We start from the raw sequence: 18,897 nt of genomic DNA, 5'->3' as shown, positions 1-18,897 counted from the left end.
GGCGGAACGGGTGCGCGGAGGCCGGGTGGCCGGAACGCGCGGGTCGGTCGGACCCGGTGCGGACCGTCGGCCGCCTCGTTCCTACGATTGAATGCTTTCGGGATCAACCTAGTCCACGGCGGTACCCCGAGTCCTCTCCAACCGCTCCTCGGACCCCAGCACGATCGGGTTGGTGAGCGCCGCCATCGGACCCCAGGGGAGGTCCGGGCCCATCGCGTTGCCCTTGCCGGGTGTCCCGTCCGCCCTCGGGTGCCTGACCTCGGCCCGGACGTACGCGGCGAGCGAGGCCGTCGTCCGCCAGACCACCGTGCCCGAACCGTCGGCGGGCAGTGACTCCTGGTGCAGCTGGCCCTCGTCGGTCAGCAGCCGGACCGTCCCGCCCGGCACCCCCGACACCGCCAGCCGCACGTCCACGGGCGCGTCCGGCGGGACGGTCAGCCGCTCGCCGATCCCCGCCTGGCGGCCGTGCCCGGTGGCGGTGAACTCCAGCTGGACGGCGGCCGATTCGGCCAGCCAGCTGCGCCCGGCCCGCAGCCCGTCCAGAACCGCGTCCCGGGTGAGGTCGTCGGCCCGGACCACGGTGTGCGGCGAGCCGATCACCTGCGGGGCGCTGTGCGCGTCGCTGTTGCCGACGGCCGGCAGCCAGGAGCGCCCCTCCCGCAGCGCGACGGCGAGCCGGGCGTCCCAGCCGTCCACCGCCGACTCGTCGTCGTACGTCCAGGGGCCGTTCCAGACCTCCACCGCGTCGGCGTCCTGATAGCCGAACTTCCACTGGCAGGCGACATACGGGCAGAACGGGTGGGCGGGCACCACCAGGCCGCCCTGGCGGCGGACCTGGCGGGCGAAGCGGGGGAACGCCTCGTCGCGCGAGCGGTACCGCCAGTCGACGAACCGGCCCGGCCGGAGGCCCAGCGCCAGCCAGTGGCCGTTGCGGGTGGTCACCTCCTCGCCCAGCACGATCAGCAGGTCGGGACCGGCCAGCGGCCCCCAGATCCCGTGCGAGGACGTGGTGTTGTGGTCGGTCGAGACGATGAAGTCCAGCCCGGCCGCCCGTGCCTCCGCCGCCACCTCGGCGGGCAGCCGGCGGCCGTCGGAGTGCACGGTGTGGAGGTGGCAGTCGCCCCGGTACCAGGAACGCCCCCGGCCCCGGGCCCGCTCCGGCGGGTAGGACGGGGTGAACTCCGGCCCGGGAGCGCCGAATCGGAGGGTCACCTGGACGCGGTAGTCGAGCCCCTGCGGCGCCACCTGGTACGGGCCGAGGACGACGTGCCAGGTGCCGGGGCGGATCGGCCCCGGCAGATAGCCGGGCGTCGCCCGGTCCCGGGCGATCGTGAACTCCGTCCGGAAGCCGCCCGACCAGCCGCGGAAGCCGTTCCCGCCGAGGTCGGTGCCGCGTTCGTCGAAGAGGCCGATGTCGCAGGAGTTGCCGGGGGTGCCGGCGGGGACGGAGGGCTTGTCGTAGCCGTAGGAGACGGCGATCTCCCGTACGCCGGAGGGGACGTCGAAGGGGAGGTGGACGAAGTCGGGTGCGCCGGTGGGCAGATGGCCGGTGAGGGTGAGGACGCGGTCGGGGGCGGGGGAGCCGGCGGCCTCGGCGGAGGTGGCGGCGGCCGTCCCGAGGGCGGTGACGGCGCCGGTGGCCAGGCCGCTCCGGAGCAGGCGCCGGCGGTCGAGGGCGGGCCGGCCGGTGCTGGAGTCGTGGTCGCGGTCGGACATCGGAGGGCCTCCGGGCTCGGGCGGACACCGGCGGCGGGCGGGCTCCCGGCCGGTACGCCCGCCTCCTACCCGGCCCGGTGAACCCCGGGTGAGCCACGCCCGGCCTGCGCCGGTCGGGCCGGTGAAGGAGCCCCGGGGCCGGTCCGTAGTTCCTGCTGGTGGAGCGTCCCGGCCGGTGGTGCTCTGAACTGCAGAAAAGCGGTTGCCGGGCGAATGGGGTGCGATTACCGTCGCCCGGCATGACCCCGACTCCGCGTACCGAGCGCCTGCTGCTCGGGCCGTACATCCCCGCGGACGAAGAAGACTTCGTGACGCTGTTCCAGGACACGAGGGTGTCCCGGTGGATGGGCGACGGTACGCAGTCCGAGGCCGAGGACCGGGCCCTGTTCGGTCGCATCTTCACGAAGGTGTACGCCTTGAACCGGTTCGACGTCTGGGCCGTCCGGCACAACGGTCGTTTCGTGGGTCACGCCGAGATCAAGCCCGCCGCGGAAGTCGAGGGCTTCGAGATCATCTATGCGCTGGCCGCGGAGGCGTGGGGCTGCGGTCTGGGCACCGAACTGGCGGACGCGATCGTCGACTACGGCTTCACCACCCTGGGACTGGCCGAGGTGCACGCGACGGTTGCCGAGTCGAACCTCGCCTCGCTGACACTGCTGGGCAAGATCGGCTTCCGGCACGTCCGTGACATCAAGGAGGACGACGGCAGTACGACCTGCCTGCTCACCCGGGGCCGCGCCGACGCTTGATCAATGCCCCTGGAGCGCATCCGGGCCGGGGACAACCACGACAAGAGGGTCTCGTTCGTCCAGGTTCACCAGGACGTCTACGCCTCACCCGGATACGGGTACGTGGTGATCGTCCGGAGGTGGATGAAGGTCGTGGAGCAGGAAGTCGGGCTCGCCGACCTCCTGCTCCGCCCGGAGGGCATCGCCGAGCACCGCTACCTCGAATCCCGGGCCGGCCTGGTGGCCGGGCGGCGCCGAGTAGTGCTGTGCAGATGTCGAGATCTCACCGTTGGTACCGACTCTCGGGTGAACGGTGCCCACAAGCGCCGCAGTCAGGGATCGAGAGGGACCATCATGCAGAAGCTTGTGCAACAGGCCATTGACCAACTGGTGGAGTCGGGCGCCGAGCTGGGTATCCAGGTCGCGGTGTACCGGCACGGTGAGCTGGTGGTGGACGCGGTGGCGGGTGTCGCCGATCCGGACAGCGGCCGTTCGGTCACCCCGGACACCCCGTTCTACAGCGCCTCCACCGGCAAGGGAGTGACTGCGACGGTGGTGCACGTCCTCGCGGACCGCGGCGCCCTCGACTATGACACGCCGATCGTGGAGCTCTGGCCCGAGTTCGGTGCCCACGGCAAGAACAGGGCGACCATCCGCCACGCGCTGACCCACTCCATCGGCGTCCCGGCAGTGCCGTCCGACCTCACGGTGCAGGACCTGGCCGATTGGGACAGGATGTGTGCCCTGATCGCCGGTTCCGAGCCCTGGTGGGAGCCCGGGACCAAGACCGGCTACCACGCGATGACCTGGGGTTTCGTGATGGGCGAAATCGTGCGCCGGGCCACCGGCAAGCCGATCTCGCAGGTACTCGGGCAGGAGGTGGCGGCTCCGCTGGGCATCTCCGACGAGCTGTTCTTCGGCGTCCCGGAGTCCGGGCTCGGCCGGCTCGCCCGACTCGACGAGGCGCCCGGTACCGCCGCGATGATGGCAGCGGTGCCCGCCGACATGCCGCTGCTCAAGGCCACGCCGCCCGCCGTGACCCCCAGCGCCGAGTACGGCAACAACCCCGTGGTGCTCACCTCGGACATTCCCTCGGGTGGCACGATGTCCGCCCGCGCGGCGGCCAGGATGTACGCCGCGCTGCTCGGTGAGGTGGACGGTGTCCGGCTGGTCTCGGACGGGCGGCTGCGTGCGGTCACGGCCCTGGCCACGGCCGATGTCGACCAGATGGTCGGTTTCCCGGTGCCGCGCGCGCTGGGCTACAACCTCGGCCGGCCCGGGGCCGACCCGCAGGAGACGCTGAGCGCTTTCGGCATGCCCGGCATGGGAGGCAGCGCGGCGTATGCCGACACCGCGACCGGCATTTCCTTCGCGCTGACCAAGAACCGGTTCTTCCCCGGCCCTTCCGCCGCGGTCAATCAGATCGGTGAACTGGTCGCGAAGGCCGCGACCGAATGAGACTTTCCGGTCGGGCCCGGCTGCGGCCAGGCGGTGCGGGCGCGGCCGGTCGGCTGTGGAGGGGTGGCGGAGCCTTTGCGCGTGCCGGTGCTATGCGGCGAGGGCGGTGACCAGTACGGCGCCGGACCCCTCCCGCCGGTCTCGGAGGGACGGGAAGTGCCGGTGAGGGGGGGCCGGCGGAGGGCGGCGCTCCCGGTACGGACGGGAACAACCACGCGCAGGCGGCCGGGGGACGGTGCGATCACGGAGGCCGCCCGGGCGGGGTTGCGGCGGGCGACGATCGGTCGGTTCATGGATATCGGTGGTCGTATGGTCCGATATTCATGGAGGCGGGTGTGTCGCTGAGTCGGCGGGCGCTACTGGTGGTGGCGGCCGGGAGTGTGCTGGCGGGGTGCCAGAAGGCCCGGGAGAACGGCGACCGGGGAGCGGCGACGGCCGTGCCGCCCGGCCCGGCGTCCGCCACGACGGCACCCGCCCCCGCTACGACACCCCCCGCGATATCCGCCGCCTCGCCGGCGCCCGCGGAGACCCCGGCGCCCACCGCCGCCGGGCCGAGGCCGGGCCGGGCCGAGGTGGTGGCCCGGTACGGCGGCGTGGCGCCGGAGGAGTGGGGGCTGGAGGTGTCCAGGGTGATCACCGGGCTGCCGGGCGGCGAGCGCACGACGGCCCTCACCTTCGACGCCTGCGGCGGCCCCGGCGGGAACGGTTACGACGCCGACCTGATCGACTTCCTGCGGGCCCACGACGTCCCCGCGACGCTCTTCCTCAACGCCCGCTGGATCGACGCCAACCCGGCGGAGTTCGACCGGCTGGCCGCCGACCCGCTGTTCGAGATCGGCAACCACGGCTCCGTCCACCGCCCGCTGTCGGTCCGCGGCCGCTCCGCGTACGGGATCGCGGGCACCCGCGACGTGGGCGAGGTCTACGACGAGGTGGCGGACAACGCCGAGAAGTTGACCGGGCTGCTCGGTCACCCGCCGGGCTTCTTCCGGTCCGGCACCGCCCACTACGACGACATCGCCACCCGCATCGTCGCCGACCTGGGCGAACGCGTCGCGGGCTTCACCGTCAACGGCGACGGCGGCGCGACCCTCGGCGCGAGCGAGGTCCGTCGGGAGGTCACAACCGCTCCGCCCGGTGCCATCGTGATCGCCCATATGAACCACCCGGGCGGCGGCACCGCCCCCGGCATCGCCGCCGCCGTCCCGGCGCTGCTGGCCTCGGGCCGGCGCTTCGTCCGGCTCTCCGAAGCCCTCGGCTGACGCCCGAGCGGGCCGTCCGGGCGGTCACTCCCGGCGAGACCCGTGGAAGGCGCCCCGGAGCCGGGGGCGGTGCCGGGCCGGGCCGGGGTGACCGTCCGCCACCGGGTGCGGTGAATCGGCAGCCCGTCCGGTGGGCAGGCGCGGCGCTTTCCGACGGACCGGCCCGGCCTGCGCTGGGCACCCCTGCCACGCCCTGCCCCCGCGGTGCGGCCGCCCCGAGCCGGTGCGAGTCGGAGCGGGCCGACCGGCGGGACCGGACCGACCGGACGGACCGTCAGGACACCCGGTGGGCGATCCGCTCGTGGTACCTCAGCGCCGACACGGTGCCGTCGGGCTCCCGGACGAAGGAGAGCGCGTCACCCAGCGGGCTGCCGTCCTCGGCCAGGGCGACGAGGGTGTCCGGCGGGGCCAGGACGAGCCGGCCCGGGGAGGCGAGCTCGACAAGGTACTGGTCCGGATCCACCGGGGCCTGGTCCGCGATGACGCCCATCTCGCCCTCGGCCGCGCCCCGGACCAGCGTGACGGTGCCGTAGAACCCGCAGTCATAGGTGCCCAGCAGGGCATCGGCCAGTTCGTCACCGATCGGACGCAACTCGCGCGAGGGCTGCTCGCCGAGCACCGCGGTGAGGATCAGCCGCTCGATCTCCTCGGCCACGGTGGCTCCCTCGATCGAGTTGGTCAGGACGGTGTAGCAGAGGCCCCGCGACGGCATGAGCACCAGGCGCGCCGCGTAACCGATGGTCAGCCCGTCGTGTGCCATCACCGGGCTGCCCGCACGCTCTTCCAGCATCCAGGCGAGCCCGACATCGCGCCCCGGGCTGCCCCGGTGCCCCTGCGGACGGAAGAGGCCGCCGGGTGCCTCCGGCGAGGTGACGTACGCCGCGTAGCGGATGAGGTCGCGCACCGAGCTGAGCACGCCGCCGCCCGGCACGTCCCAGCCCGGGAGCTGCCAGTGCCGCTGCCACCCCTGGTCGGTGAGCAGCGTCGCCCGGCCCTCGGGGTCGCGGCCGTGCGGCGCGGCGACCCGCCGGGTCACGACCTGGTCGGCGGTCGTGAAGGTCCCCGCCATGCCGGCCGGGTCGAGAACCTCGTCCTGGAGGACGTCCGCGTAGTGCCGGCCGGTGACGCGCTCCACCACCGCCGCGGCCAGCATGATGCCCGGGCCGCTGTAGGAGTAGTCCGTGCCCGGGGGGAAGAGCAGAGGACGGCGGACGAAATGGGCCAGCGACGCCTGGATGGAGTCGTCCGCGTGGTCGGCGAGCAGCCGCGGGGCGTCGGCGATCATGTTCTGGGCGTCGATGCCCGAGGTGTGCGTGATCACGTGCCGCAGGGTGATGCGCTCGTCGATGCCGGTTCCGGCCGGGAAGAGCGGAGCCACGGGAGCGTCCAGTTCCACGCGGCCCCGGTCGACCAGACGGCCGACGACGAACCCGAGCAGCGTCTTGGAGATCGAGCCGACCTGGAAGATCGTGTCGGGGTCGACCGGGAGGCTGTGGGCCACGTTGGTGACACCGTAGCCGAGCAGTGTCGTCCCGCCGTCGGCCAGGACGCCCACGGCGACGCCCGGAACGCCGTGGCGCGCGAGGATTTCGGGGACCTGGCTGTCGAGCAGGCCGGTGAGGTCGGACACGGTGATGTTCCTCCTGCGAGGCGAGGGGAGGCGAGGGAAGGGAGGGAAGGGAGGGGACGGGACAGCGGAGGCGAGCCGAGGTCAGGCGCCGGCCGCGGTGCGGGTGTGCGGGTCCAGCCGGTCACGCAGGATGTCGCCGAGCAGGTTGAACGCGAGGACCAGCAGGACGAACGCGATCGCGGGGAACGCGACCACCCAGGGATCGGTGAGCAGGTACTGCTGGGACGAGGAGATCATGCTGCCGTAGTCCGCGTCGGGCGGGCGGACACCGAACCCGAGGAAGCTCAGCGCGGCGTACGCCCCCTCGGCGGTCGACAGGTTGATCGCCGTCATGATCACGAGCGGCGAGGCGATGTTGGGCAGGATGTGCCGGAACATGATCCACGACCTGCCCCGCCCGCAGAGCCGCGCCGCGTCGACGAAGCTGCGCCGCGCGATCTCCAGCGTGGAGCCCCGGGCGATGCGCGCGAACCGCGGAATGCTCACGATGCCGATGGCCAGCGAGGCGTTGAGCAGGCCGCTGCCCATCACCGCGATCACGAGGATCGCCAGCAGGTACTCGGGGACGGCGAACAGCAGGTCGACGAGCCGGGAGAGGATTCCGTCCCACAGCCGGCCCAGGAACCCGGCCGCGATGCCGATCGACGTTCCGATCACCAGGGCGAACAGCACCGCGTACGTCGCCGACAGCAGGGCCGGCCGGGTGGCGGCGATCACGCGGGAGAGCTGGTCACGTCCGAGCGCGTCCGTCCCCAGCCAGTGTTCGGCCGAGGGGGCGGACAGCCGCGGGCCGGCGCCGACCTCGTTCGGGCCGTACGGCGCCAGGAAGGAGCCGAACACCGCCAGCAGGACGTACCCGACGATGAGGAGGACGGCGGTGTTGGCGACGAGCCCGCGCACCGGCCGGCGGCGGGCGCGCTTCGGCCCGGGGGACAGCGGGGCGGGAGGAGGCGGGGAGGTCGGAGGGGATGGGCGGGCGACGGTGTTGGTCACGCTGGCTCCCGTGTCCTATCGGTTGATGATGCGCCGGTCGACGAACGGCAGCGCGATGTCTACGAGCAGGTTGCCGAGGATGAACGCGGCGGCGATGACGAGAGCCTGGCCGGTGAGCTGGGAGAAGTCCCGGTTCGAGATCGAGGCGAGTACGCCGCGCCCGAGTCCGGGCAGGCTGAAGATCTCCTCGACGATGAACAGGCCGCCGACGAGGAAGCCGAAGATGAACCCGATCAGGGTCAGCACCGGCGGCAGCGCGGTGCGCAGGGCGTAGACGTACCTGATCCGCCACTCCGCGATGCCGTTCGTCCGCGCCGTGGTGATGTGGGGCTGGGCGAGGATCTCGATCATCGACGACCGGGTCATCTGGGCCACGAGCGGTGCGGTGGGAATCCCGACCGCCAGCGCCGGCATCAGCATGGTCTGGAGGTTGCCGATGCCGTTGTCGGAGAACGGGATGTAGCTCGCCGAGTACAGGTTGGTCAGGAAGTGCGCCGACAGGTACAGCGCGACCGAGCCCGACACGAACCCGGGGAAGGCGAAGACCACGAGCAGCGGAATGCGGATACCCCAGTCGAGGCCCTTGCCGGAGCGGGTCGCCGCGATCACGCCGACCGGAAGTCCGATCGCCACCGCGATGAGCAGCCCCATGAGCGCCAGTTCGAAGGAGACCGGCGCCTGTTGGGCGATCACCTGGAGGTTGTCCTGCCCGGAGAGGGGCGACACCCCGAAGTCGCCGTGCAGGGCGCCCGTCAGCCAGTCGAGGTACTGGCGGTAGAGCGGCTGGTCCAGTCCCAGCTTGTGCTCGATGGCGGCAAGCGTCTCGGGTGAGGCCTTGGCGCCGGCGATCACCGCCGCGGCGTTGCCCGGTACCAGCCCGCGACCGGCGAAGAACACCAGCGCGGAGAGGGCCAGCAGGACGCCGACGGCACTGGTCAGCTTCTTGGCCAGGTAGAGGATCAAGACTCTCCTCCCAGGTCCGCGACGGTCGTGGTGGCGGCCGTTGTCAGCGTGAGCCCGCCCGGCTTGTGGCAGCGCACGCGGTGATCTGTTGTCACGTCCACGAGTTCGGGCGCGACGCGGCGGCAGTGGTCGTCGGCGATCGGGCAGCGGGGCGCGAACCGGCAGCCGGCCGGCGGGTCGACCGCGCTCGGCGGCTCCCCGCGCAGCACGACCCGTTCGATGCGCGACCCGCCCTGGAAGATGCCGGGCTCGGTGGAACGGAGCGCGACCGCGTACGGGTGCAGCAGCCCCCGGTCGAAGGCCTCGGCCGGTGCCTCCTCGACGATCTGTCCCAGGTACATGACCGCCATCGCGTGGCTGATCCGGCGTACCGCCCGCAGGTCGTGCGAGATGAACACGTACGCGGTCCCGGTCTCGTGCTGCAGCCGTTCCAGCAGGTCCAGCACCTGGGCCTGGAGCGAGGCGTCCAGCGAGCTCACCGCCTCGTCGAGCAGGATGAGGTCCGGCCCGGCGACCAGGGCACGGGCGATGCAGACGCGCTGCTGCTGACCGCCCGACAGCTGGTGCGGATAGCGGGCTCCGAGCTCGGGCGGCAGACCGACGGCCGCGAGGGCTTCGTCGACGCGCCTCTCCCGCTCGGGCCTCGCAACGCCGCCCAGCGCCTCGGCGATGGCGGCGCGCACCGTCATACGGGGGTCCAGGGCGCTCGCCGGGTCCTGGAAGACGGCCTGCACCTTCCCGCCCGCACCCGCCGTGACGTCGTGCTGGTCCGCGCCGACCAGCACCGAGCCGGACGTCGGGGCATCGAGCCCGGTGATCAGCCGGCCCAGCGTCGACTTGCCGCATCCCGACTCCCCGACCAGGCCGAGGGTACGGCCCGCGCGGAGCCGGACGCTGATGCCGTCCACGGCGTGCACCTGCGGCCGCTTGCCCGTCAGGCTCGTCCGTCTCATGCGGAAGTGCTTGACCGAGTCCCGGACGTCGAGCACCAGGGGCCGGCGCTCCTCGGAGATCCCGGACGGCGTCTGCTCGCCGGTCATGCCACCTCCTCCTTGCGGCCGTCCACGTCGTCGAGGAGCCGGCCGTGGGCTGCGGCGAGCAGCGACCGGGTGTAGGGGTGCGTGGGGCGGGTCAGGACGTCGGATGCCGCCCCGTTCTCGACGATCCGCCCGCGGTACATCACCAGCACGGTCGTGCAGAGCTCGGAGACCACGCCCACGTCGTGCGAGATCAGCAGCAGCGTCATCCCCGCGTCGGCGACCCGTTCGCGCAACAGCTCGACGACCTGTGACTGGACGGTGACGTCCAGCGCCGTGGTGGGCTCGTCGGCGATCAGCAGATCGGGGTGGTTCAGCAGCGCCATGGCGATCATGACGCGCTGCCGCATCCCTCCCGACAGCTCGTGCGGGTAACTGCGCCGTTTGACCGCGGCGTCGCCGATGCCGACCCGGCGCAGCGCCTCCTCGACGGTCGCCGTGCGCTCGCGGCGGTCGAGCGGCCGGTGCGCGGAGAGTACGTCCGAGAGCTGGCGCCCGATCGTGAGAACGGGGTTGAGGTTCCCGAGCGGGTCCTGCGGAACGCGGGCCATCCGGGTGCTGCGCAGGGCCCTCAGCTCCGACGGCCCCAGGGTCGTCAGGTCCCGGCCGGCCAGACCGATGTGACCACTGACCGAGGCCGAGGGCGGAAGCAGCCGCAGTACGGCCGCCGCCAGTGTCGACTTGCCCGACCCGGACTCCCCGACCAGCCCGACCCGGTCACCGCGCGCGATGCTGAAGGAGACGTCCTCCACGGCGGGCCGCTCCGCGGACCCGTAGCGCACGGTGAGCCCGTCGACGGTGAGCAGCGGCTCCGGATCGCGCGGTGCCCGGACCGCGCCGGCCGGGGCGCGGTCCGTCTCCGGGGCGCTAGCCACGGCTCACCTGGGCCAGGAACGTGCGGCTCTGGCTCGGCGGCAGCTCCACCCCGGTCAGTCCCTTGCGGTACGCGACGACGGTGTTCGTCGCGAGCAGGGTGACGGTGGGGTACACGTTCTCGGCCTCCCACTTCTCGACGGCGATCAGCGCCGCCTGGTAGGCCGCCTGGTCACCGGCGCGCAGCGCGTCGTCGAGCAGCTTCTGCAACTCGGCCGGGACGGCCCCCTGACGGCCCTCGGCCGGCTGCACGTACTGGTAGGGGTTCGAGTAGTACGACTGCGCGTTCCAACTGAGCGGGTACTGCGCCTTGGTGAGCCTGTCGACCCAGGCGCCGCGTTCGAGCGGGTCGAGCTTGACCTTGATGCCGACCTTGGCGAGCTGGTCCTGGAGGGCCGCGGCCAGGTCGTTCGTCCCGGGGTCGTACCCGCTGATGTACATCAACGAGGTGGAGAAGCCGTCGGGGTAGCCGGCCTCCGCGAGGAGCGCCTTGGCCTTGGCGGTGTCCTGGGTCGAGAACGGCACCTCGGCCGGCTTGGGCGCCCAGGACTCGCCGTCGGGGATGTAGAGGCTGGCACGGGCGCCGCCACCGCTGTAGGCGTGCTCCGCGAGGCTGTCGCGGTCGAGCGCCAGGGCGAGGGCCTGGCGGACCTTCAGGTTGTCGAACGGTGCGGTGAGGTTGTTGATCTGAAGGAAGATCGTGGAGTCGGTGGGGACGGTCCCGACCTCGAGCCCGTCGGAGCCGGACAGCGTCCTGGCGCTCGACGTGCCGGTGAAGATCAGGTCGACCGCACCGGCCTGCAGATCGCTGACCTGCGTAGCGGAGCCGGGCACGTAGAGGACGCTGAGCCGCTCCGACTTGGTCTTCTGGCCCCAGTAGTCGTCGAACCGCTTGAGCTTCAACTCGCTGTTGGGGCGGTACGACTCCTGCACCCACGGGCCCGTGCCGACCATGCGGGTGGCCAGGTTCTCGGAGGCGGCGGCCTTCTTGCTCATCACCGCGCAGCCCCAGACCAGCGGGTTCGCCATGTTGTTGAGGAAGCCGGCGTCGGGGCGCTTGAGGTGGAACACGACGGTCGAGGCGCTGGTCGCCTCGGCCTTCTCGAAGGTGGGGAACAGCTCCTCGGATATCCCGTCCGGACTGCTCTTCAACCGGTCGAAGGTGAAGGCGACGTCCTCGGCCGTCAGCGTCTCACCGTTCTGGAACCTGACGCCCGGTCTGAGGTCGAAGGTGTAGGTGAGCCCGTCGTCGGAGCGCTGGTAGCCGGTGGCGAGTTCCGGCTCGATCTTCCCTCCGGGAGTGGTGGTCATCAGGCACTGGTAGGAGAGCTGCCAGGCGAACCGGTCGGCGTAGAGCGCCGAACCCTGAGGGTCGAGGGTCGAGGGCGCCGAGGTCTCGGCGACGGTGATGCCCGTCGCGGACGTGCTGCTGCCGGGCGGTGAGCACCCCACCGCGACGGCGACCATCGCACAGGCCGCGGCGCCCGCGGCGGACCGCAAGGAAAAGCCGTTCTGCTTCTTCATTCGGACCTCTTCGAGGGTGGGCCGGCGTTCCCTGCTCTGACTTCAGGGAGCCGGCAGGCCGCAAGGGGGAAAGGATTTGCAATGCAACTTCCCGCGAGGTTTGCATTGCAACTTTTTGGGATGTTTGCAATGCAATTCAGCGCAATGCATTGCAGAATGTTTACCGACGCGCCATAGTGCTGTCAAGACCCGAGCACGCGGAAGAAAGGCGCTGGCCACACCGGCCGCGGCCGACCGGTCGCCCGTACCCACGAGCCCCCCCTCACTGAAATTCATGAGCGGAACCTGTCAGCGACGGGCGGGTGTACCTGTCCGCCCCCGCGGCCGGTTCCACCTGCTACATCGGCGGTCGGCGGACGGCCGGTGCAGGGGAAAGCGCCGGCCGGGTGCCCCGGGCGGAAAACCCGCACACATTCGATTGCGGCCGAACCGGTCTGGACAAAAGGAGGGTTGAACAGCACCCTGATAGCCAGCCGCCCGACGGAATAGGGCGTGGCCCGTGCCGACCTGCGCAACAGCCGCACGGCCGGCGGGATCCGCATGCTCGCTCAAAGCGATTTCGTGCTCGGAAATGACAATTCATTGACACGGGCGCCCAGCGCGCTCCAGGCAGAGAGGGGCACCAAAAGTGAGCTCGGAGCTGAGCCCCACACCGGGGCTTCGCAACAACTCGGCTTCGCTGCGCCGCGCGATCTCCATCCTGCTGCAGCTCGGAGACGAGACCGACGGGACCGGGTACTCGATCGCCGAGCTCTGCGAACGGCTCGGCCTGAACAAGAGCACGCTGTTCCGCCTCATCCAGCCGCTCCTGGAGGCCCGTCTGGTCGAGCACCTTCCCTCGGGCCGCTACCGTCTGGGACGGCGCAACGCCCAGCTCGGCAACGTGTACCTGACCGGCCTGGACCTCCCGCGCAGCATGCACGATGTCATGCAGAACCTCGCCGCACAGACCCGCGAGACCGTCCACCTCGTCGTCGCCGACTTTCCGAACATCGTGTACATCCACAAGGTGGACAGCCCGCATTCGGTCCGCATGTTCTCCCGGATCGGAAACAGCGCACCCGTCTACTGCACCAGCGTCGGAAAGGCCATGCTGGCCCACGCCGCCCCGGCGACGGTCGACCTGGTGATCGAGAGCGGTATGCCCAGGCACACGCCTCGCACGATCACGACGGCCGAGGACCTGCGGGCCGCGCTGAGCGAGATCAGGCAGCGGGGCTACGCGATCGACGACATCGAACACGAGGAAGGCATCCGGTGTGTGGCGGCGCCCGTCTTCGACCACTCCAGAGCCTGTACCAGCGCGGTCAGCGTCTCGGCGCCCGCGGACCGCCTGCCGCGTGAGCGGGTGCCGGAGCTGGCGCCCCTGGTGATCGCCGCCGCGAACGAGATCTCCACTCGCCTGGGTGCCGTTCCGTGACCATCACCCGGGCTGCGTCGAAAACGGCCGGGCCGCCGCGGCGTGGGTGCCGCGGTGGCCCGGCCGGGTGCGGGGCGGGTGGGGCTTACTCCTCCGGTCCGAGCCGGCCGTCGACGAGGCGGAAGAGTTCGTCGTCGTCCGCCAGATCGAGCTCGGTGGGCGCGGCGGCGGCCGGGGCCGGACGGGCCAGGACGGCGGACGGGCGGCATCGGGCGCGGGCGTGCTGCCGGTCGTCGTGTCGAGGGTGCCGGAGGGGTGCCTGGTCCAGCCCTCGGAATCGGCCCGGCGGGCGTGCACGGCGAAGGCACGGGGGCCGTCGACCGCCTGGGCACCGAGGGCGAGTTGGAGCGCGACGTGCCGGTGGCGGGCAGGAGGGGCGGCGCCTCCAGGGTGCGGGTTTCGAGAGGACTTCTGCGAATGGCCACCTGGTGAAACGTGACCGCTTCCGGGCCTCTCGCGGAACTCTCACAGGTGACCATGTGTGAGAAGTGGGGCCCGGGCGCGTACTCCCGGACGAGACGTGTGCGAGGGAACGGCGCACCCCTGGCGGAAGAAAAGTTAACCAGATGCTTGACTATTCGCTGCCGGCATCGAATAGTTAGGCGCATGCTTAACCAAGCTGGTTCGTTGGACCGGGTGTTCCAAGCGCTGGCGGACGCGACTCGCCGGGACATCGTTGAGCGGTTGATCCGCGGGCCTGCCTCGGTCAGTGAGCTGGCCCGGCCGCTGGCCATGTCGCTGCCAGCGGTGATGCAGCACCTACAGGTACTGGAGGCGTGCGGACTGGTCCGGTCTGAGAAAGCCGGAAGGGTACGCACCTGCCACATCGAGCCGGGTGTGCTGCGAATGGCCGAGGACTGGATCGCTGCGCAGCGCACTGCCTGGGAACACCGCCTCGATCGCCTCGGCGACTACCTGACCGAACACTGCGACAGCCCAGATCAAGGGAGCACACAATGACCGATCACGTGGTCACGCATGCCACGTTCACTCTCGAACGCCTCTACACGGCCTCACCGGCCACGGTGTTCGCCGCGTGGGCCGTCCCCGAAGCAAAGGCCCGCTGGTTCGCCGGCCTCGACGCCGAGCACGAGCTTGATTTCCGCGTCGGTGGGCGGGAGGTCAACCGCGGCCGCTCTGGCGGTGGGCCGGTGCTGACTTTCGAGTCCTGGTACCGCGACATCGTCCAGGACGAGCGGATCGTCTACACCTCCACTCTGTCCGAGGGGCAAGACCTTGCGACAGTGTCGCTGACGACGGTGGAGTTCCTCCCCGAGGGTGGTGGCACCCGGCTGCTACTCACCGAGCAGAGCACCTTCCTCGACGGCCGCGAAGAACCAAGCTGGCGGGAGCAGGGCACCGGCAAGTGGCTTGACGCGCTCGCCGCCGAACTGCTGCGAAGCATCGAGCAACAGTGATGACCACGAGCGACCTTTCGCAGACTCGCCGTTGGCAGGTGCTGGCGCTGCTGGGCACGGCGTTCTTCATGACGATTCTGGACGGCACCAGCCTGCTCGCCGCTCTGCCCGCGATCGAAGGCCACCTTCGCCTGCACGGTCCTGCCATCCAATGGACCGTGACGGCCTACGCGCTGGCCTTCAGCGGGCTGCTGTTGTTATGCGGCCGCGCTGCGGATCTGCTGGGCCGTCGGCGTGTGTTCATCGCCGGGATGGTGCTGCGGGTCGTGGCCTCGCTGGCGTGCGGGCTCGCTCCGTCCATCCAGGCCCTGGTGGCCGCCCGGGCGGTGCAGGGCGTCTCGGCCGCGATCATCGCTCCGGCCGCGTTGTCGATGGTCATGAACACTTTCCCCGAAGGGATCGAGCGGAACAAGGCGCTCGGTATCTGGGGCGGCCTCGGCGGGTTCGGCGCCACCGCCGGTCTACTACTGGGCGGCATCATCACCGATATCTTCGGCTGGCAGTGGGTGTTCTGGGTCAACGTCCCGGTCGGGACCCTCGTGCTGGTGCTCGCCCCCGCCGTGCTGCGCGAAAGCCGGGACCGAGCACGCTCCCGTTCCTTCGACATCCCTGGTGCGCTGACCATCGCCCCAGCACTCGTTCTGCTCGTATACGTGATCACCCGGGTGCCGACATCCGGGTGGGCGAATGGACAGAGCATCGGGCTACTGGCCGCCGTGGCCGTGCTGGTCTGGATGTTCATCCTGGTAGAGAAGCGATCGGTGGCCCCGCTCGTTTCCTTTCAGTCGCTGCGCTCGCGCATGCTGATCGGCGGCAACCTCCTCCTGCTCATCGCCGGCATGACCGTCGACGGCATGCTCGTCACCCTCACCTCTTTCGTGCAGCAGGTGCTCGGCTGGCCGGCGGCGCAGTTCGGGCTGGCGGCCGCGATGATGACCGTCACCGCGGCCGCAGGCGCACTGCTGAGCCAACGGATCGTGCCCAGGTTCAGCCTGGGGCGGGTGGCTGCCGCCGGGACCGTCCTGCTCGGTTGTGGCTGCCTGCTGCTCACCCGCATACCGGCCGGTGGCCCGATGAGTCTTCTGCCGGCGGCCCTGTTCTTGTTCGGGGCGGGAATGGGCGCCGTCACGGTATGCGCACAGATCGCCGCGCTGACCGGCGTCACCGAAAAGGACTCAGGCCTGGCCGCCGGCCTCGCCGACACCTTCTTCGCCGTCGGCACCGCCGTCGGCGCTGCCGTCTGCACCAGCGTCGCCGCCGCCCGCACGTCCGCGATCGGTGGCCCGACACCGCTCGCACTCACCACCGGGCAGCATGCCGCGTTCGGGGCAGCTGGCGTCTTCGCCGCTCTCGCCTTGATCACCGCGTTGACGCTCCTCAGCAAGCGATCCGGCCTGTCCCGCAGTGTGTCGGCAGACGCAAGCGAGAACGTATCTACCAGGGCACCGTCAACCTCACCTTGATCTACGGGACACACCCTGGCTCCCCCCCGGCGTGATTCCTGTTCCGCATTCCATGGAGGCCGGACCCGAATCCGGCGACAAGGCCTCGACGCTGATCTTCGCGTCGGCGCCGGCCTCCTCCAGCCGCTCGGCCATCTGCTTCCACGCTGCGTCCAACACCGCGTCATCCAGGAAGAAGAACCGCTCCAGCTCAGGCTTCGTCGGCTCCTCAGCGAACTTTCCGTACGCCTCAGCCTGCTCATCAGATAAGAATTCGACCGCCATGCCCGGACCGTAGCCAGGCCCACCCATGATCGAGGATCTTTCCCTGAACCCGAGCACCGGACCGGATCACTGCGCCAGGCGACCAAGATCAACTGCTTGGCGCCAACGGCTGTACCGATGGTCCCCATGGCCGTTGCGGGAGTGTTGCGGCGCCTCGTCGGCGGCCGTCCGGCGACTCGCTACGGGCGCCCGGCGGGCAGGAGGGTGATCGCGGTGGCGAGCAGGCCGTGGCGCACCGCCCAGCGGCCGTCGAAGGCGTCGATCCGCCGCCCGTCCACGACCGGCCCCGGCACCAGCAGTTCGGCCCGGAAGGTGCCGTCCGGGTGGAACGTGAGGTCGGCCTCGTGGAAGTCCAGGAAGAGCCCGGTGAGTGGGAACCACGTCTTGTAGACGGACTCCTTGGCGCTGAACAGCAGCCGGTCCCAGGGAAGTTGGGGGTGGTCGGCGAGCAGCTTGGATATCCGGTCCTGCTCGCCCGGCAGTGCGACGGCCTCCAGCACGTCCGCGGGCAGCGGCTGTGCGGGCTCGGCGTCGATGCCGAGCGAGACCACGTCACGGGCCAGAGCCACGGCGGCGGCGCGGAACCCGGCGCAGTGCGTCAGGCTGCCGACCACCCCGGCGGGCCAGCTCGGTGCACCGCGCAGGCCCGGCACCAGTGGCCGGTACGGCACACCGAGGCGGCCGAGCGCGGTACGGGCGCAGTGGCGCACCGTGGCGAACTCCCGGCGCCGGGTCTCCACCGCCCTGGCGATCACCGCCTCCTCGGCGGGCTCCAGCCGGGCCTCCGGCGAGTCGTCGTACGCCACTTCGACCACCACCGGAACAGGCAGCAGTTCGCCGATCACGGGCTCCCCCTCTTCGTCCGCACCACGCGGCCCCGCGCCGCGCCGAACGAGCCTAGCCCAGCGGGCCCCGGACCGCCCGGGATGCTGTCGGCGACATGGCGTGTGGGTCCTCGACTCCGCCCCGCCGGATGTGATCCGGTGGGGCGAAGCGCTGCCAGGTGGGAGGTTCGGGTGCGGGCCCGGGGTGTGTCATGAACCAGGCGTGCGTCCCGTCCGTGGGCGGCTTCGCCGTGGTCCTGCGTGGAGGTGACGGACTTCAACGGGCCGTGCAGCGCGATGCCGTGATCCCGGTGGGCGGCGGCCGGCCGTGCCGTGGGCCTGGCCGGGGTGCCGATGACACGGCGCGGATTCGAGCCACCGGGGGGTCAAATCCGGTACTCATCCCGGCATTTGGGTCCGGTCAGGGGTGATGGGCGGGGTGTCATGGAAGCATGCGACATGTGAAGCGTGACATATCACATGCGTTTCCGACTCCTCTTGCTGTCGGTTTTCGAAGGAGAGAACTCTGATGAAGCGTTTCGTCGCGGTCCTCGCGGCCGGTGCCGCACTGTCCGGGCTCGGTGTCGCGGGCGCCGCCCAGGCCACCGCGCAGACCACGGGCACGGTCGCGACTCCGTCCGCGACCACCTGCGCCTACGGCCCGGTCGGCATCGTCCGGAACCAGGTCTGCGTCACGGTCGACGGCGGCCTCGTGTCCGCCGCCGGCTACTCGACACCTGCCCGTTCCGACTGGATCCCGCAGTCCGTCTCGTACAGCCTGAACCTCGGCATCACCGGCGGCGTCCCTCTCGAAACCGAGAACCTCACCGGCATCGTGCCCCGTGGCGGGCTCGCGGTCGGCTACGTCGCGAGCACCGTCCCGTGCGGCTCCAGCGTGACGGCCACCCTCCAGACCGTGAGGCAGGGCTGGCCGCCGGCGACCGCCACCGTAACGGTGCCGGTCACCTGCTGATTCCCCGGCAGCACGCATTTCGCCAACAGCATCCGCCCGGGTCGGGCGACGTCCCGGCCGCGCACGCCGTAGGGGAGTGTGTCTGGCCGGTCCTGAGCGAGGAGCGCCGCGTCGGCCTCGGTGACCGGCAGGCCCAACTCGTCCTGGATGAGCGCGATCAGGTCGCCACCGCCGCCCGCCCTGCCGGTGCCGGATGCCTGCCAGGGGTGCGGGCGGGGGATCCGGCACCGGCAGCCTGCGGCGGTCGGCCGAATCCGGCCTAGGCCCAATGCCGGTGACTTAATTCGTGTCTCGCTTGGTGATCGTGACGGTGGCTGGTTGGGGTGGTGGCCAGTTGCGGTGTTGGGCGCG

At 71.1% G+C, this 18,897-nt stretch carries 17 protein-coding genes; 8 read left to right on the top strand and 9 right to left on the bottom strand.

The window, feature by feature from the left end; translation table 11 throughout:
* Positions 1-108: 108 nt before the first annotated feature.
* The gene (locus ACIO5D_RS28950) at positions 109-1,716 is read right to left on the bottom strand and encodes a CehA/McbA family metallohydrolase (RefSeq protein ID WP_400798806.1); all 1,608 of its coding nucleotides are present in this window, start codon (positions 1,714-1,716) and stop codon (positions 109-111) included.
* Between the two features lie 239 nt (positions 1,717-1,955).
* On the opposite strand from ACIO5D_RS28950, the gene ACIO5D_RS28945 reads away from it, so the two are divergent.
* The 3 genes from ACIO5D_RS28945 to ACIO5D_RS28935 all read left to right on the top strand — a co-directional run bounded on the left by ACIO5D_RS28945 (position 1,956) and on the right by ACIO5D_RS28935 (position 5,164).
* Complete coding sequence (locus ACIO5D_RS28945; RefSeq protein ID WP_400798803.1) at positions 1,956-2,465, top strand: GNAT family N-acetyltransferase; 510 nt, start codon at positions 1,956-1,958, stop codon at positions 2,463-2,465.
* A 3-nt stretch (positions 2,466-2,468) separates the two neighbouring features.
* Positions 2,469-3,902: a serine hydrolase domain-containing protein gene (locus ACIO5D_RS28940; RefSeq protein ID WP_400798801.1), complete on the top strand. Its 1,434-nt coding sequence runs from the start codon at positions 2,469-2,471 to the stop codon at positions 3,900-3,902.
* A 335-nt stretch (positions 3,903-4,237) separates the two neighbouring features.
* Positions 4,238-5,164 carry a polysaccharide deacetylase family protein gene (locus ACIO5D_RS28935; protein WP_400798799.1) on the top strand — a complete coding sequence of 309 codons (927 nt, stop codon included), beginning with the start codon at positions 4,238-4,240 and terminating at the stop codon, positions 5,162-5,164.
* Positions 5,165-5,438: 274 nt separating this feature from the next.
* Here ACIO5D_RS28935 and ACIO5D_RS28930 read toward each other — a convergent pair whose 3' ends face one another.
* The 6 genes from ACIO5D_RS28930 to ACIO5D_RS28905 all read right to left on the bottom strand — a co-directional run bounded on the left by ACIO5D_RS28930 (position 5,439) and on the right by ACIO5D_RS28905 (position 12,184).
* Entirely contained in the window at positions 5,439-6,794 is a 1,356-nt protein-coding gene (locus tag ACIO5D_RS28930; RefSeq protein WP_363611082.1) for a serine hydrolase domain-containing protein, read from the bottom strand.
* An 81-nt stretch (positions 6,795-6,875) separates the two neighbouring features.
* Positions 6,876-7,787, bottom strand: coding sequence for an ABC transporter permease (locus ACIO5D_RS28925; RefSeq protein WP_363611080.1), 912 nt, complete (start codon positions 7,785-7,787; stop codon positions 6,876-6,878).
* A 15-nt stretch (positions 7,788-7,802) separates the two neighbouring features.
* Positions 7,803-8,750: an ABC transporter permease gene (locus tag ACIO5D_RS28920; protein ID WP_400798796.1), complete on the bottom strand. Its 948-nt coding sequence runs from the start codon at positions 8,748-8,750 to the stop codon at positions 7,803-7,805.
* Entirely contained in the window at positions 8,747-9,790 is a 1,044-nt protein-coding gene (locus ACIO5D_RS28915; RefSeq protein WP_400798793.1) for an oligopeptide/dipeptide ABC transporter ATP-binding protein, read from the bottom strand. Before ACIO5D_RS28915 ends, ACIO5D_RS28920 begins: the two co-directional genes overlap by 4 nt.
* Positions 9,787-10,662 carry an ABC transporter ATP-binding protein gene (locus ACIO5D_RS28910; protein WP_400798791.1) on the bottom strand — a complete coding sequence of 292 codons (876 nt, stop codon included), beginning with the start codon at positions 10,660-10,662 and terminating at the stop codon, positions 9,787-9,789. The genes ACIO5D_RS28915 and ACIO5D_RS28910 overlap by 4 nt, the downstream gene beginning before the upstream one ends.
* Positions 10,655-12,184: an ABC transporter substrate-binding protein gene (locus ACIO5D_RS28905; protein ID WP_400798788.1), complete on the bottom strand. Its 1,530-nt coding sequence runs from the start codon at positions 12,182-12,184 to the stop codon at positions 10,655-10,657. The genes ACIO5D_RS28910 and ACIO5D_RS28905 overlap by 8 nt, the downstream gene beginning before the upstream one ends.
* 628 nt (positions 12,185-12,812) lie before the next feature.
* Between ACIO5D_RS28905 and ACIO5D_RS28900 the strand changes: the two genes are divergently transcribed.
* From ACIO5D_RS28900 to ACIO5D_RS28885, 4 genes are all read left to right on the top strand, one after another.
* A complete protein-coding gene (locus tag ACIO5D_RS28900) occupies positions 12,813-13,604 on the top strand; it encodes an IclR family transcriptional regulator (protein ID WP_363611069.1) in 792 nt (263 codons plus the stop codon).
* A gap of 606 nt (positions 13,605-14,210) precedes the next feature.
* Positions 14,211-14,564 (top strand): metalloregulator ArsR/SmtB family transcription factor, encoded by a 354-nt coding sequence (locus tag ACIO5D_RS28895; RefSeq protein ID WP_366695747.1) that lies wholly within the window; start codon positions 14,211-14,213, stop codon positions 14,562-14,564.
* The gene (locus tag ACIO5D_RS28890; RefSeq protein WP_400650364.1) at positions 14,561-15,022 is read left to right on the top strand and encodes an SRPBCC family protein; all 462 of its coding nucleotides are present in this window, start codon (positions 14,561-14,563) and stop codon (positions 15,020-15,022) included. Before ACIO5D_RS28895 ends, ACIO5D_RS28890 begins: the two co-directional genes overlap by 4 nt.
* Positions 15,022-16,485, top strand: coding sequence for an MFS transporter (locus ACIO5D_RS28885; RefSeq protein ID WP_400798785.1), 1,464 nt, complete (start codon positions 15,022-15,024; stop codon positions 16,483-16,485). The genes ACIO5D_RS28890 and ACIO5D_RS28885 overlap by 1 nt, the downstream gene beginning before the upstream one ends.
* Here the strand turns inward: ACIO5D_RS28885 and ACIO5D_RS28880 are convergent.
* Complete coding sequence (locus ACIO5D_RS28880) at positions 16,477-16,749, bottom strand: hypothetical protein (protein WP_400798916.1); 273 nt, start codon at positions 16,747-16,749, stop codon at positions 16,477-16,479. The genes ACIO5D_RS28885 and ACIO5D_RS28880 overlap by 9 nt on opposite strands.
* Before the next feature lie 179 nt (positions 16,750-16,928).
* Positions 16,929-17,594, bottom strand: coding sequence for a 4'-phosphopantetheinyl transferase superfamily protein (locus tag ACIO5D_RS28875; RefSeq protein ID WP_363615059.1), 666 nt, complete (start codon positions 17,592-17,594; stop codon positions 16,929-16,931).
* 508 nt (positions 17,595-18,102) lie between these two features.
* On the opposite strand from ACIO5D_RS28875, the gene ACIO5D_RS28870 reads away from it, so the two are divergent.
* Positions 18,103-18,546, top strand: a complete 444-nt coding sequence (locus ACIO5D_RS28870; RefSeq protein WP_363615056.1) for a hypothetical protein — start codon at positions 18,103-18,105, stop codon at positions 18,544-18,546.
* Positions 18,547-18,897 lie beyond the last annotated feature (351 nt).

This window comes from Kitasatospora sp. NPDC087315 (assembly GCF_044744345.1).
In the GTDB taxonomy this organism is placed as follows: Bacteria; Actinomycetota; Actinomycetes; order Streptomycetales; family Streptomycetaceae; genus Kitasatospora.
Note: the sequence above shows the minus strand (reverse complement) of the source record. Positions and strands in the feature narration are given on the sequence as shown.